This window comes from Dyadobacter soli, assembly GCF_900101885.1.
Classification (GTDB): domain Bacteria; phylum Bacteroidota; class Bacteroidia; order Cytophagales; family Spirosomataceae; genus Dyadobacter; species Dyadobacter soli.
In genome coordinates this window covers 250,927-266,482 of sequence record NZ_FNAN01000001.1, presented here as the reverse complement: position 1 = coordinate 266,482, position 15,556 = coordinate 250,927, and the positions used below count along the sequence as shown (strand labels likewise).

Below are 15,556 nucleotides of genomic sequence, written 5' to 3'. Positions count from 1 at the left end.
TGACACATTTTAGCAATCGGGTTGTTCGCGAGGATCAATGGTTATAACAAGTTTTCGAGTGAATCTCGTATCTCTACTGCTTTGACTCTGTCCACCTCCGTTTCATGATCATCCACTCTGGCGATAGCCATTTCAATCACTTTCAAAGCCGCAGGATAATCCTCTTTAAAATCGCGCAGGCGTAATGCGAGGGAGATTGACTTTTGCAACGGCGTGAGTGTCGCGGGGTCGGCGTCTTCGTATTCAACCTGGTCTTTTTCACCGATCTGGATCACGATTACTGAGTTTTCCGAAACGTCGGTGACCGTAAAACGCGATTGCCCGGGCCGCATTCTTGAAATCCTTGGAATACCTTTGTTCGGCACGCGGCCCAGCCTGGTTTTCAATGCATTGCAAAAATCGGCGTGCGCCTGTTCGACGTCTTGTACCATCATCAAACATCCTGAATAACCTGCTTCGACACCCTTTACGCGCACAAAATGGAGCTGGTGCCCGTTCCGTTCGACGACGCCGTATTGATAAGGCCTGTCCTGCCGGTAGGTAATTGTAAAACCCATATTTTCCCAGAATTCAAGCGTTTCGCCGATCGCTTTGCAGGGCAATACCGGCACGGTGGTCCAATCTGTTTGTTCCATAAAACTAGTTTTTGGTTCAGTTGGCAAACCTAGCGGATTGGGTTTTAAATTTCCTTTTATATACTTTTTTGACGATAAAGGACGCGCTAACGGATGATTAGCAGCCGATTCATTTAATTTGCATTATGCAAGATTTCATCCACGACAAACGGGTCTATTACAGCGCGGTAGAATTCGCGATGGCGTATATTGGCGGAACCTGGAAAATCCCCGTGATACTGGCGCTTGCGGACGGCCCGCTACGCTACGGCGACCTCAAAACCGCGATCCTGCACATCACCGACAAAATGCTGAACATCCAGCTCCGCGAGCTTGAAAAAAAACAAATGGTAACCCGCACCATTTTCCGCGAAAAACCCCCGCGGGTGGAATACGGGCTCACGGAACGCGCGCTACGGTCGCTCCCGGCCATTCAGGCATTGGAGTCGTTCGGGCGGGAGTTGATGGACGGGGAGGCGGAGAGGATAACGGAGCGGCGGGGGTGACAATGAGCGGTCACGCCTGCAAATCCAGCAATTTTCCCTTCGAAAGTTCGCCTCGGTAGCGCGAGATAATCGCCTTCAACGTCTCGCCGGTGCCCTTGATCACCAGTTTATTGAGGTTATACTGCGACATATTCATCGCTGCGGCAAGTTCCTGGATCGTCAGGTGGCTGTTCTGCTGCACCATCCGCCGAACGTCGTTGAGCACACGGTCGGTTTCTTCGCTGTACTGTCCGGAAGGCTCGGGACGCTGCGTTTCGGCAAGGTTCCGCTTCACGAGGTTCACGAGTAATGCCGCCGAATTAGCCACAAGGTCACGGCTGCTGTCCTGCAAATGGCTCAGCTCGGTTTCGATCAGGCGCACCAGGTGCGTGACGGCGAGCCGGTCGGTTTCGCTGCGGAGCTCTTTCTGGCGCAGGAAATTGGGCACCGAAAACAGGTCGCGCACAGCGCGGAACATGCTCGTGAAGCTGTTGAGAGGATCCGCCGCCCCGGCTATGCGGAACGGATCGAAGAAGATAGTAAGCAAGTTTGTCCTGTAAAAGGACTTGAATTGGATTGAGTGGCCGGGGGAAAGGAGAAAGATCGCCTGCTCTTCGTAGTGCCACGAATCGTCGTCGCAGGATAGTACCCCCTCCCCTTCCGTGACAAATGCAATACCAAACAAGCTGCCGTAGCGGGATGACTGTTCAAGCTCGCGGGCTTCGCAGCTTACCAGGTTCAGGGTCTGATCGATATTGAGTTCTTTCATCACGTTGAAGAAGGGTTTAGGAATAGTCACCTTTATCCCGTATCCGCCTTTCGTGGCGCACACGAAACACAGGGTTTAGGTTTATGGTCAACTTACTGTTGGTTTTCGCAAAAACACAGTCAGTAACCAAAGATGTTTACCAATGTCCGAACCAGAAAATGAAAGGTGCCCAATGCCGGATTTCAGGAGCCGAATGCCCGCTTTGAGAGGAAGAAGGAAAAGCCGGTTACAACGGTTACTTGCCTAGCCATTGCTTGAAATCGGCCATGCGGTCGCCGCTCACAAAGACCTCCTGCGAAGTAGCAGGCGTGAGTTCGAGCTTTAACCTGCCCGCCGATACGGTGTAGATCGAGCGGATGCTGTTCAATGCGATGATCAGGGAACGGTTGATGCGGAAAAACTCCTTGGGATCAAGCATTTGTGCCAGTTTATCAAGACTGTAATCCATGGCCAGGTGCTGGCCGTCGAAAGTACGCAGGAATGTCGCCTTCTGTTCGATGGTGAAATAGGCGATATCGGTCGTGCGGATGCTGAAAAGTTTCGGCCCGGCAGACGCCAGGAAGCGCTCTTTGTAACCTTCCTCATTACCCGACTGGTACATGGCCATCAACGTGGCGAAATCGGGAGTTGGATTAGCCGCAGCCCGGGAATGCAATGTCACGAACTTGTCGATCGCCGCGCCGAGTTCCACCTTATCGACCGGTTTGAGCAGGTAATCGATCCCGTTGGCCTTGAATGCTTTGAGCGTATATTCGGAATAGGCGGTGGTGAAAATAATAGGGATGGTCAGTTTCAGCTCCTCGATGATCTTGAATGCAAGATCATCTTCCAAATGCAAATCCATGAAAATCAGGTCGGGTTGTACGTTGGCACCATCACTCAGCCATTGGATACTTTCCTTCACCGACGACAGCTTGGCCATCACATTGATTTTGGGATCATATTTACCTACCAGACTTTCCAGGCGGCTGGCACTCAGCGATTCATCCTCAATAATAAGCACATTCATGAAAGCAGGGGCACTTTAACGGTAAAACAGCCGTCGGTCTTATCAACCATGACCGGCTTGTCGATCAGCAATTTATAGCGGTTCACAATATTTTGAAGGCCGAGCCGCGTCGACGATTCGGGCAGTTCGCGGACTTGCAGCGGGTTGCTGATCACCAGGTAGTCGCCTTCCACGCCGATCGTGATCAGCAGCGGATTGCTCGTCGACATCCGGTTATGCTTCACCGCATTCTCCACCAGCAGCTGTAAAGTAAGCGGTACGATCGAGAATTTTTCTTTTTCCTGACACGAAATGCGCACGTCCAGGCTAAGCTTGTTCTCGAACCGGATCATCAGCAAAAACATATAGGTTTCCAGAAACTCAACTTCGGTGGCGAGTTTGATCGAATCGTAAACCGATTTTTCCAGAATATAACGGTAAGCCTTCGAAAGCTGGTTGATGAACTTGACCGAAAGCTCCTGGTTCGTTTCGACGAGCGTTGTGAGCACGCTGAAATTATTAAAGAGGAAATGCGGGCTTACCTGGTTTTTCAATGCATTGAAATTGGCCGTCGCATTCTCCTTTTGCAAACGCTCCTCATTGATCACCACCCTTTGCAGGCGTTCGTACACGCGCTTGTTGGCCGCGAGGTAATATTCCGCCATCAGCGCCATCACGGTAATGCTCGTATTGGCGCGCTGCTTCAGCACCGGCGAGTTGTTCAGCGTGATCGGCAGCACGTCAAAGCTTTTTTTATCAAAAACAGCCTCCATCCAATGCCAAAGGTAGCGGTACCAATGGTTGAAAACCATCGCAAGGGCTATCGCGGCGACGAGCATGATCGCCTGGTTGATAACCCAGAACCGTTCCGGAAAATCTTCTCCCAGAAAGCGGGAAATAAGGTATTGCAGCCACTCGATCACGTTGATCCAGAGCACAAAAAACGCCACGCTGAACAACACTTCCATCGTCCACAATGGCAGCCGGTGCCAGAAAATGGGCAAATCGATCTGCAACACGTTCATATAGATGCGGATAGGCACATATATGACCGCAAGGCCGAAACCAAGTTCCCATTTTTGGCGGTTGGTGAGACGGGATGTTATTCGGGATTGCATTTACTTTTGAATTCTGAACACCAAAAGTAAATAAAGTAGCATTAACTGTGATCTACTATTTTCGGATCAGCCGGGCAAATGCTTCGTCTGGGCGGGGCTCGTCTGCGTCCAGTTTTTGAATGCGCGGTGGAATGCGCTGGGCTCGGTATAACCCAAAACTTCCGAAATGGCGTGCACGGTGGCGTTGGTATTTTGGAGCAGGTTCACCGCAAGCTCTTTCTTCATCGAAGCGCCCAGCGAACGGTAAGTCTCGCCGTCCTGCTGCAAGCGCCGCTGAAACGACCGGTCGCTCAAGTTCATATGCGCGGCAATGATTTCGAGCGCAGGTATTTTACCACCAAAATCACGGGTAATCACCGTTTTCACCTGCTCGCTGAAACGGGCAGATTGTCCGCTGGCAGCGCATTTATCGCGCAGGATTTTGGCAAACGAAGCGTATAACGACTCGTCGGCGCTGATGAGCGGCATCTCCGCCAGATTCCCTTCCAGGATCACCCGGTTTTGTGCTTTTCCAAAACTGACGGGGCATTTCAACAGCTGCTCATATTCGCTTCTTGGCAAAGGGCTTTGGTAGGCCAGCTCGGCCCGCAGCGGATACCTTTTCGTGCCCGTGAGAATGTAAAAGTAGTTCAAAACGCCACCGATAGCCATTTCCACTGCCTGACGTGCGGTTTCGGGAGAAGCTTGTTCCCAAAGCGGATGTACTTTAAAAATCAACTCCAATTCCTTTCCAAAAACCACCTCATACGAGACCCACCCCGAAACCGTCTGCTGGAACTTCACCACTTCCGAATACGCCTCGCGGATGTTCCGGCAACTTTGCATAAGGTACCCCAGCGCCCCGAAGATAGCCGGGTTATTGGTGTGCCCGATACGCAGTCCAAATGCGGGATCGCCCGTGGAAGCAAGTACCTCCGTCCACAGGCCTATGATCGGTTTAAGGCCTTCGAGCCGCTTTTCGGCCTCATTCAGCTCTCCGGGCCTGATCCCCATCGCCGCGCACAACCTGCCCAGGTCGGCCCCCTTTTCGACGGCCGAATACACGATATACCTCAAAACACGGGCTGTTCCGTACATATCTAATTTTGAATGATTGAATGATTGAATGATTGAATAAAAGTTAGGTATGGTCAGCGGTAGTCAGGAAGTTGTCAAGATAAATGCAATACATGACCACACCTGACCTAATGACTGAATGACTGAATGATTAAATAAAAGTCAGGTATGGTCAGCGATAGTCAGGAAGTTGTCAAGATAAATGCAATACTTGACCACACCTGACCTAATGACTAACTATTCAATCATTCAATCATTCGGTCATTCAATCATTCACACATTCAAGCATTCACTCATTCACACATTCACTCATTCCCCGTTCCACGGCGGCCCATTCACCCATCTGGCGCAAAGTGTCATATTCCTGTCGCAAAACGTCATCGATTACCCGTGGCCAGCCAGGTTATTTTGTACCATTAATCAAAACTAGTCAAATTAGCCATGGAAATTTTTACCGGACAGGAACTCAGCGAAACGAAGGCGATGCAACGCGTCATTGCCAACCCGGACTACACAGTAACTTTCATCACCACCGCCGCCGAAAGCGGTAACCGGCTGACCGACATGGAGATCGAGCTGCGGCCCGGCGGCGGCAACGGTATGCACCGGCATCTCAATTTCACCGAGGCATTCATCCCGATCGAAGGTGCGCTGGAAGTGCAGGTGGGTAAAAACAAACTTTTGCTCGAACCCGGCGAACGGTATACAATCCCCATCGGTGTGCCGCACAATTTCTCTAATCCTGGCCGCAAGCCTATCCGCTTTCGGGTCGTGATCGAGCCCGGCCACGAAGGTTTCGAGTATTCATTGCGAATGCTTTACGGACTCGCCAACGACGGCCGGGGGGAAATCAAAACCTGGGACGATATGTTGCGGGCGGCGGTGATCCTGATCATCAGCGATATGCGCCTTGCGGGTAAACAGTCGTTCATCAATCCTTTTCTCCCATTGCTTTACCGGCTCGCCTGCCGAAAAGGTTACGACCTGGAAATGGTCAGAAAATATTGTATATGAATTTGAACAAAAAAGAAGCGGCCCGATCTCACAGACCGGGCCGCTTGCCTATAACAGATTGTAAATCGGCAAATTACTTTTCGGCATACTTCTTGAAATTGTCCAGAATCGCCTGCCAGCCTGCTTGCTGGAAATCAACCGGATGCGTGTTTTCAGGATCGAATGTTTCCACCACTTTCGTACCGTCGCCGTCCTGTTCGAATGCGACCGTCACTTTGCGGCCATCGCCCAATGTATAGGCCAGGTAGCGGTTTTCCTCCACTTCGGTGTAAGTACCACCGAAATCGAAGCTGAAACTGCCGTCCTTCGCGGCCATGGTGGTTTTAATGTTACCACCTACACGGACGTCGTTTTCGGAATAAGGGGCGTGCCAGTCGTCGGATGCGAAACACCATTGGGTAATGTGCTCCGGTGCATTCCATTTGTTCCACACGTCCGCTACCGGTGCATTGATAATCGCTTCTACTGTTACAGGTTGTGTTGTCGCTTCCATTTCTCTTTGTGTTTTGTTGATTGATTGATGTTACAAAGTTGCCGGGTTTCCCCGAAACGGAGCGAGGCCTGTTGCGACAAAAAGCGGGTGCATTTGCGTCACCCGCTTAAAAAACGCTACTATTTCACTGCAAGAGCCTTTTTCACCGCCGGTGCCACGTGCGTTCCAAGCAGTTCGATCGACTTCATCAGGTCCTTGTGCGCAGGCGCACCCACGTCCGTGTGCATGAGAAGGCGTGTGAGGCCGAACATCTCCTGATGGTACAATATCTTATCCACCACCGCATTAGGCTCCCCGATGAACAATGCTCCCTCGCGGCCCTGCCCGCCTTCGAATTGCCCGCGCGTGTAAGGCGCCCACCCGCGGCTGCGGCCGACGCGGTCCATTTGTGCGGCATAGGAAGGGAAGTAAGTATTGTTCAGCGCCTTACCATCCAGTCCGACAAATCCGTGCGAATGCGTCGCGAGCTGCATCTTGGCAGGATCGTGACCGGCTTCCAGGTATTCTGTTTTATATAACTCAAAAAACGGCTGGAATTGCGACGGCATACCACCGATAATGGCTATAATCAACGGCAAGCCGAGCCTTGCAGCGCGTACCACCGACTGCGGCGTGCCACCCACGGCCACCCAGATGTCCAGTTTATTGTCCACCGCCCGCGGCAGCACTTCCTGGCGATCGAGCGTCGCACGAAACTTGCCTTTCCAGGTGATGACGTCGTTTTCATTGATCTCTTTCAGCAATTGCAGTTTTTCAGCGAACAGCCCGTTGTAGTCATTCAAATCATAACCAAAAAGCGGAAACGACTCGATGAAACTGCCCCGGCCTACGGTAATCTCCGCCCGGCCACCTGAAATGAGGTCGACGGTCGAGAAATTCTGGTACACCCGCACCGGGTCCGCGGAGCTCAATACAGTTACCGAGCTGGTAAGTTTGATGTTTTTGGTCACCGAAGCCGCCGCCGCGAGGATGATCTCGGGTGTCGAAACCGCGAAATCCGGCCGGTGGTGCTCGCCTATTCCGAACACATCCAGCCCGACCTCATCGGCCAGCTTGATTTCTTCCAACATATCCTGCAAACGCTCCTGCGGAGACTGAAAAGAACGGGTAGCATTGTCAAATGCCAGATCCCCGAACATACTGATTCCTATTTCCATTTCCTGTTTGTTTTTCGTCTTTGTCTTTGTAGCATTAAAAATTGCACTCAAAGAAACAACCAGTATCAGGCTGTATTGATTCCGGGAAAAGGGGGTGGGGGGAGTATCCAAAAGTATAGTGAGCGAGAGTGACCGCCGACGGCTGACCGCTGACCGCCGATCTTATGAACGTGACATTGTCAGTACTTGACAGTAAATCGAGAGTAGCCAGCAGCGGTCGGCGGTCGGCGGTCGGCGGTCGGCGGTCGGCGGTCAACAAGCGTACACCCCACCCCGTTCACTCACTTAAATATAAGGTAATAGACCGTTTAATTGATTTTAAAGTACCTCTCGTATATTTGGGCCGCTCAACAACGCTTGCTAACCGCTTGAAAATTAAATTTGTGTCCCCCACAAATTCAACAGGATAGTTATTAACCCTTAAATCTCTATCAATAAGGTATTTATGAAACACCTTTACATCGTAATGGGCAAATCTACCCGTTGCCTCCTGTTTCTTATTGCATGGCTCTTCGCCATAGAAAGCCACGCGTCCACCCGTTACGTGGACGCTGCTGCCGGCGACGACGGCAACGATGGCGCCAGTTGGGGCGCTGCTTACAAAACGTTGGCGAAAGCCCTGGACGCTGCCGCTTCCGATCTCTCCGTGGATGCGATTTACCTCGCGCAAGGCACCTATTATCCCACAAGCGACGCATCAGGCACCGACCGTGAAGCGACTTTTGCCATTCTGCGCGGCGGGTTGACCATCCGCGGCGGATACCCCACCGGCGGCGGAGCAACTTCCGATCCGGGAGCCAATCCTACGACCCTGAGTGGCGACATCGGTACAGCTGACGATGCTTCCGATAACAGCTATCACGTGATGGTCATAGCGGGAATCGCCCTAGACGCCGCCCCGCTGGTACTGGAAGGCCTCACGTTTACCAAAGGAAACGCCAACGGAACAGGCACACCGCAGTTCAACGGGATCGACATTCATCGTAATTACGGCGGCGGCCTCTACGCGCGGGCCATTCTCAACACCGCCCCGGACGCTTTCGCAATCCGCAACTGTCAGTTTATCAGCAACAATGCCGACGACGGAGGCCCGGGGATATTCCTCGAAAACGGGTCGCCTTTGGTGGAAAACATCGTATCATCTGAAAATTCGGGCAAGAATGGCGGCGGCTTTTATGCCTTATATGCCACGCCGGATATCCGGAACAGCTTTTTCACGGGCAACAACATGACCGGCAACGGCGGTGGAATACTCAGCGTGAACTGTAACCCGAAGATCACCGGCTGCGTCATTACCGGCAACAAAGCGGGTTTCGGGGGTGGTATTTACAACTATAATGCATCCCCGACGATCACGAACTGTGTCATCGTGGGCAACAGCGCGGGAGACGGCGGCAGCATTTACAATACTTTCAATTCCAATGAAACCATCGCGAACACCATTGTTTATGGTAACAATCAGGGGATTTTCCATTCCAGCTCTACCACCACGTCCAGTTACAGCCTGATCCAAGGCGAGAGCAGCACCGCCAACGGCAACCTCAATGCTTTGGCGACCAACCCCGCCTTTTTATTTCTCAAACCCGATACCGAAGCACCGACCACAGGCGGCAATTACCGGCTGCTGGATTTCAGTGCCTGCCTCAATGCGGGTAACAATGCTGCCATCCCGGCCGGCGTGCTTACGGACGCGGCAGGCAACCCGCGCATTGTGCGCACGACCGTGGACATGGGCGCATACGAAGCGCAGCCGTGCGCACCCGCGGCCCTGTACGTAGACGCGAGCGTGAGCGCCTCAGGCGACGGTACCAGCTGGGGAACGGCATTCAAAACATTGAAAGAAGCCATGGACCTCGCGGGCTGCATTGATTTGCAAACCGTTTTCGTAGCCAGGGGAACCTACTACCCTACCGGCGACCAGGGCGGTACCGATCGCGACGCGACATTTGCCATTACGCGCCGCAATATTAAAATTTATGGCGGATACCCATCCGGCGGCGGTGTGCGCAATGTGAGCGCAAACCCGACCATCCTCAGCGGCAACATCGGTAACCCCGCCGACGCCACCGACAACAGCTACCACCTGATGACCATCGCCGGAGCACCAAATACAACGGATTCGATCCGGATCGATGGGTTTATATTCGTAGATGGCCGCGCCGACGGGTCAGGAACCAATGCGATCGGTGGCCAGGCCGTGGCACGCGACCACGGGGCCGGCTTGTATGTGAAAAGCAATGGGTGTCTCCGGGCATTTACATTATAAACTGTTCTTTTTCAAACCATTTCGCGGTAAACGGGGCGGCATTGCATGAGGATAATTCTTATGTTTTTGTCGAAAACAGCGCATTTACCGACAACCAGGCCACGCTCGGCGGCGCTATTTACAGCCTTAGCGGGGAGTTGTATGTCAAACTATCCTCATTCCTGCGCAACTCCGCATCATCCATGGGCGGGGCGTGGTACGCACAGAGCGGTTCGGCGACAATCACAGGGCGTTTTCAGGGAAATTATGCCGGTACAACGGGCGGTGCGGTGCGCATCAAAGATGCTTTTGTAACATTCCACAATTCCCTTTTTGCGGGTAACCTCTCGCAGACCGGCAGCGCGATCAGCACCGATAATGCGACCTTGAACGTGAAGAACTCCACGATTGCCTCCAACCGGGGGACGGACGCGTCCCACAGCCAGGCGGTGCGCATTACCAATGCTACGAAATCGGTTTTTTACAACACCATTATCCGCGGCAATACGGGAGGCGTGGAGCTGATCAACGGCGACTACCGGACGTTCCTTTACTGTCTGATTCAGGAAGAAAACACCTTCGGGCTGGGTAACCTTCCGGGTTACATCGATCCCGGATTCATCGATGCGCCCGCGCCTAACTTTAACACGCCTATCACCACCGGCGATTTCAGGGTCGGGTCGTGGGGCCAGGCGATCAACAAGGGCAACATTGGCACCACCGACATGACCTGGATGAACACCGATCTCTACGGCGGCCCGCGCTTTCTGGGAGGTCAGGTGGATATGGGCGCGTACGAGTACGACGACACCTGCCCTAGTACGCTGTACGTCGACAGTACCATAGCCGCTTCCGGCAACGGTAACAGCTGGGGCACGGCATTCAAGACACTATCGGAAGCATTGTCGGCCGCGTCCTGCACCAATGTAGACCAGATCCTGATTGCCAAAGGGACCTACTTCCCTACCGGCACGCAAAGCGGCACCGACCGTGACGCGTCTTTTGTAATACCCAAAAACAAACTGAAAATCATCGGCGGCTACCCTACCGGCGGCGGAACGAGAAACCGGATCGCAAACCCGACAATCCTCAGCGGGGATATCGGGGCAGCCGGGGACCATTCCGATAACAGCCACCACGTCGTGACCATTGCCGGGCTGAATGCTTCGGCGGACTCGCTGGTTATCGACGGTGTTTCCGTCATTTATGGTAATGCAAACGGCTCAGGTACCTTTACTTACCGCGGACAAAATGTGGACCGGCAACGGGGCGGCGGCATTAACCTGACGGCCAATAACGGCAACGACAAAATCCTGTTCCGCAACGCTAAACTCCTCGGTAACCAGGCCGGCAACGGTGCGGCCATCGCCACTTATCAGACATCGCCCACCCTGCTGAACAGCCTCATCGCCGGAAACCTGGCGTCCGGCAACGGTAGTGCATTGTATGCCGACGGTTCCGCCGTGCGTGCATTGCATACTACCATCGCTTCGAACAAATGCGGCGTCGGCACGGCCGATCTGTGGAACGGATCTTCGTTTAACCTGACCAATTCGATCGTCAGCGGAAACAGTGCAGACATGTCCTGGGACGGTACTTCGTCGGTGAACCTGGCGCACAGTATGGCACAGGGCATAACCGGTACCGCAAACGGGAATATCGACGGCAGCCTCGCCGCCGAGTTCATTTCCGATCCCGGTTTCAACACCGCTCCCTTTATCACGGGTAACTTCGGCCTTTCCGTCGAAAGCCTCGCCATTAATGCAGGAGACAATGCGGCATTACCAGCTTACCTTACCACCGACCTTGCCGGTAATGTTCGTTTGCAGGAAACGAATGTGGATATGGGCGCATTTGAGCAAGCTTATCCATGTTTTTACACCACTTTATATGTGGACGGCAGCGTTGCCCAGTCTGGCAAAGGCGGAAGCTGGACGAAGGCATTCAAAACCTTGGGAGAAGCGCTCGCCAAGGCGGATGAATGCGTGAGTGTAAGCCAGATCCTCGTCGCCGAGGGCACCTACTACCCGGGCGGTGAACAATCCGGTACGGACGCCGACGCGACCTTTGGTATTTACCGTGGCGGCCTGAAACTGCTCGGCGGCTATCCTGCCGGAGGTGGAACCAGGGACCCCGCGTTGCACAAAACCACACTCAGCGGCGCAATAGGCACCACGGCCCCACACGACAATATCCGCCACATCATCATTATTGCAGGGCTGGCCGCAGGTGCAGATTCCGTGGTAGTGGATGGGTTCGATATTGTGTATGGCTATGCGGGCGGTTTCGGGCCATCGATTATCCATGGCCAGAGCATTAACCAACAGAATGGCGGAGGTATTTACCTGACTGCCAACAATCAGTCCGACAAAATAGCGATCCGCCGGATAAGGATGTTTGGCAACATCGGCAACGGCTCGGGATTGTACGTCGAGCAATCGGCTCCCGTGCTGATCGGCAACGACATTTTCGCTAACAGCGGCGAGGCGATAATGGCCTCCGGCGCAACCGTGACGCTGATCAACAACACGCTTGCGGGTAACAATTCAGGAACCGCTACGGTGAATATCTCAGCCAGTTCGACCCTGAACGTGTTCAATACCATTATTTACAACAACAATGCGGGTATAGTCAAAGACGGAACTTCGAACGCCAACCTCTCGCACAGTCTCGTGCAGGGCGAAAGCAGCACCGCTAACGGCAACATCGACGGCAATACCGATCCGAAATTTGTCGAATCGTTCCCGTACGTGATCGCCCCTAACTATCGTGGCAATTACAGCATTACCCCGGCCAGTCCGGCCATCGACAAGGGCGATAACAGCAAGTCTCCCGCCTACATTACGCAGGATCTCTTCGGTAATGCGCGTATACAGGGGGGCACCATCGATATGGGGGCATATGAGGGAGAGTCGCTGTGCAGCGCGACGGTATTGTATGTGGATGCCAGCGTGAGTGCCTCCGGCAACGGTTCCGACTGGTCGCAAGCGTTCAAAACGCTGGACGAGGCGATTGCGGCTTTGGCGACCTGCCCGGATATCAATACGATTCGTGTCGCTGCCGGTACCTACTATCCCGGCGGTAACCAGTCCGGTACCGATCGTGACGCTACATTTGCTATTACCCGGGGGAATCTCAAAATCGAAGGAGGTTACCCGGCGGGTGGCGGCACGCGCGACATTCCGGCGAACACGACCATTTTGAGCGGAGATATCGGCACGGCGAATGATGCTGCCGACAATGCGCATCACATCATGGTGATCGCCGGCCTCAATGCGGCGGCGGATTCGGTCATTGTCGAAGGATTTACGATTACCGACGGGAATGCCAACGGCAGCGGTGATTTTTCAGTTAATTCCAAAAACATTGCACGCAGTTATGGCGGCGGTATCCAGGTTTACGGGAATGAAAACAGTGGTAAAATCCGCATTTCCGATTGTATTTTCACCGATAACCAATCCTTGGACGGCGGTGGGGCGATCGCGAGCTCTTTCAACCAGCTTACGATGGTGCGAAATGCTTTCACCGGCAACAGCGGCTCTTACGGCGCAGCCATTTTTAACACTTCCGGAGCGGTGGTGATCGCCAACAGTTCGTTTAGCTCAAACAACGGCTCGTTTGGAGGTGCGGTTTACAACTATGCGTCAGCTTCCCAGATTTTCGGTAACACCTTCGAGCTGAACCAGGCGTCCAGCGGCGGTGCACTTCACACCTCCCAAGCACCGGCTGCGAAAATCTCCGACAATACGTTTACAAACAATCAGGCCAGCGTGTTCGGCGGAGCGGTTTACAACTCGTCGTCGGCAGTGTTTCAAAATAACTCGTTCAAATCAAACAAGGCGACGGTTTACGCGGGAGCATTTTATAACAATAACAATGCTTCACCCATCATAACAGGCTGTACGTTCGAAAGCAACCAGGGGCCTTCGGGCGGCGCGGTGTATAACGCGTCGGGAGCTTCACCGAAAATTGTCAATTCGGTATTCAAAGGCAACAGCGGGGAAATGGGCGGAGCAATTTTCAACCAGTCGGCATCCCCTTCGATCAGCGGCGTGGCATTTACCGGTAACAAAGCTTCCTTTTTTGGCGGCGGTATTGGTAACCAGTCGGCGTCGCCGGTCATCGTCAACGCTACGTTCGGGGGAAATTCAGCGGCGGGCGGCAGCGCAATTTTCAGCCAGTTCAGCTCCACAACACAAATCCGCAACTCGGTCGTATTCGGCAACAGCAGCGGGATCGAGAACGATGGAACGGGTACACAGACGGTAAGTTTCAGCCTCGTACAGGGTATGGGCGGCGGAAGCGACGGTAACCTCGACGGAGCCACCGACCCGCTTTTCGTCAGTGCGCAAGATCCCACGACTGCTCCATCGGCACTGGGCGACTACCGCACAGGCGACGGCAGCCCGGTGATCAATGCCGGCTTCAATGACCTCGTCCCTGCGTACTTAGGCAGCGATCTCGACAGCCTCCCACGCATAGGCACCCTGCGCGTGGACTTAGGTGCGTACGAGCACGATTGCCCCCTCGTGCTGGCCGCGAACGAGCAGGAGGCTGACCGTTACCTGCATACGGGCCAGAATTTCATTTTCGATGCGTGTTCGTTGCTGGCGGGCATCGCCCCGGCGGGCGTGCAGCCGGTATCCGGTACGGTTACGGCACGCGCCTGGGTTAGGGCCAATATCGTCTCGCACGGCGTGGGCCGCTTTGTGCGCAGGCATTATGACCTGACGCCCTCAACCGGAGCGGACAATGCAACCGGCGACATCACCCTCTATTTTACGCCCGCCGATTTCCAGCATTACAACACCCATTTCGGCAACTCCGGCAATGCTGTTCTGCCTGTGATCGACGGCGACGATATTTCGAAACTGAAAGTGGTGCAATACCACGGCGCCGGCAATGCCAACGGTGATCCGGCCAGCTACGGCGAACACATGATCATCACACCGACAGCGGTCGTTTTCAACCCGGTTTTCCAGCTTTGGGAGGTAAGATTCCCGGTTACCGGGTTCAGCGGGTTCTTTATTTCCGGTCAATCCGAAGATGCATTGCCTGTAACGCTGATCGCATTTGACGCTAAAAAGCAAGAAAATGATGTAAAACTGAACTGGCAGACTTCGGAAGAAACGGCTTCGGATTACTTTGAGGTCCAGCGCAGTACCGATGCCCGCAGCTTCCATGCAATTGGAAAAGTAAATGCAAAAGGCGAAAGTAATGAAAAGCAATCCTACGCATTCACCGACGCCGGTGCAGCAAACAGCAGCGCCGTAAATCTCTATTATCGCCTCAAAATGATCGATACGGACGGTTCTTTCGCGTATTCCAAAGTAGTATCAGTGCGGCCCGACAACGCGCAGAATATCAGTATTTATCCAAACCCATTGGTAAACGATAAAAAACTGAGCGTTGAAATGCCTTATACGAAATACCTCAGTGCCGATCTGCTCGATACGCGCGGCAACAAGTTGAAGTCGGTAACTGCGAAATCGGGCGGCAAACTTGAAATGCAGCTAAGCAAATTGCCCGCAGGGACATACGTGCTACGGATCACCGCGGACGGGGTTGTGGTGGTGAGGAAGGTGGTGGTGCAATGATGTGACGGCCGACCGCCGAC

General features: G+C 53.5%; 11 protein-coding genes. 4 read left to right on the top strand and 7 right to left on the bottom strand.

Annotated features, from left to right (window positions below; all coding sequences use genetic code 11):
* Window positions 1-41: 41 nt before the first annotated feature.
* Window positions 42-635: a DUF8817 family protein gene (locus BLQ88_RS00945; protein WP_090145811.1), complete on the bottom strand. Its 594-nt coding sequence runs from the start codon at window positions 633-635 to the stop codon at window positions 42-44.
* Between the two features lie 125 nt (window positions 636-760).
* Between BLQ88_RS00945 and BLQ88_RS00940 the strand changes: the two genes are divergently transcribed.
* The gene (locus BLQ88_RS00940) at window positions 761-1,120 is read left to right on the top strand and encodes a winged helix-turn-helix transcriptional regulator (RefSeq protein ID WP_090145810.1); all 360 of its coding nucleotides are present in this window, start codon (window positions 761-763) and stop codon (window positions 1,118-1,120) included.
* A gap of 10 nt (window positions 1,121-1,130) precedes the next feature.
* Here the strand turns inward: BLQ88_RS00940 and BLQ88_RS00935 are convergent, their stop codons facing one another.
* The 4 genes from BLQ88_RS00935 to BLQ88_RS00920 all read right to left on the bottom strand — a co-directional run bounded on the left by BLQ88_RS00935 (window position 1,131) and on the right by BLQ88_RS00920 (window position 5,051).
* On the bottom strand, window positions 1,131-1,868 hold the full coding sequence (locus BLQ88_RS00935) for an E3 UFM1-protein ligase 1 family protein (RefSeq protein ID WP_090145807.1): 738 nt from the start codon (window positions 1,866-1,868) through the stop codon (window positions 1,131-1,133).
* 235 nt (window positions 1,869-2,103) lie between these two features.
* A complete protein-coding gene (locus tag BLQ88_RS00930; RefSeq protein ID WP_090145805.1) occupies window positions 2,104-2,877 on the bottom strand; it encodes a LytR/AlgR family response regulator transcription factor in 774 nt (257 codons plus the stop codon).
* Window positions 2,874-3,974 (bottom strand): sensor histidine kinase, encoded by a 1,101-nt coding sequence (locus BLQ88_RS00925; RefSeq protein WP_090145803.1) that lies wholly within the window; start codon window positions 3,972-3,974, stop codon window positions 2,874-2,876. Before BLQ88_RS00925 ends, BLQ88_RS00930 begins: the two co-directional genes overlap by 4 nt.
* 66 nt (window positions 3,975-4,040) lie before the next feature.
* Window positions 4,041-5,051: an AraC family transcriptional regulator gene (locus BLQ88_RS00920; protein WP_090145801.1), complete on the bottom strand. Its 1,011-nt coding sequence runs from the start codon at window positions 5,049-5,051 to the stop codon at window positions 4,041-4,043.
* A 420-nt stretch (window positions 5,052-5,471) separates the two neighbouring features.
* Between BLQ88_RS00920 and BLQ88_RS00915 the strand changes: the two genes are divergently transcribed.
* Window positions 5,472-6,044, top strand: a complete 573-nt coding sequence (locus tag BLQ88_RS00915; RefSeq protein ID WP_090145799.1) for a cupin domain-containing protein — start codon at window positions 5,472-5,474, stop codon at window positions 6,042-6,044.
* A gap of 73 nt (window positions 6,045-6,117) precedes the next feature.
* Here the strand turns inward: BLQ88_RS00915 and BLQ88_RS00910 are convergent, their stop codons facing one another.
* Both BLQ88_RS00910 and BLQ88_RS00905 read right to left on the bottom strand, forming a co-directional pair.
* On the bottom strand, window positions 6,118-6,537 hold the full coding sequence (locus BLQ88_RS00910; protein ID WP_090145789.1) for an SRPBCC family protein: 420 nt from the start codon (window positions 6,535-6,537) through the stop codon (window positions 6,118-6,120).
* A 119-nt stretch (window positions 6,538-6,656) separates the two neighbouring features.
* A complete protein-coding gene (locus tag BLQ88_RS00905; RefSeq protein ID WP_090145787.1) occupies window positions 6,657-7,694 on the bottom strand; it encodes an LLM class flavin-dependent oxidoreductase in 1,038 nt (345 codons plus the stop codon).
* 445 nt (window positions 7,695-8,139) lie between these two features.
* Between BLQ88_RS00905 and BLQ88_RS00900 the strand changes: the two genes are divergently transcribed.
* Both BLQ88_RS00900 and BLQ88_RS00895 read left to right on the top strand, forming a co-directional pair.
* Window positions 8,140-9,960 (top strand): right-handed parallel beta-helix repeat-containing protein, encoded by a 1,821-nt coding sequence (locus tag BLQ88_RS00900; RefSeq protein WP_143016766.1) that lies wholly within the window; start codon window positions 8,140-8,142, stop codon window positions 9,958-9,960.
* A 41-nt stretch (window positions 9,961-10,001) separates the two neighbouring features.
* Window positions 10,002-15,536, top strand: a complete 5,535-nt coding sequence (locus BLQ88_RS00895) for a choice-of-anchor Q domain-containing protein (protein ID WP_143016765.1) — start codon at window positions 10,002-10,004, stop codon at window positions 15,534-15,536.
* The last annotated feature ends 20 nt before the right edge of the window (window positions 15,537-15,556 follow it).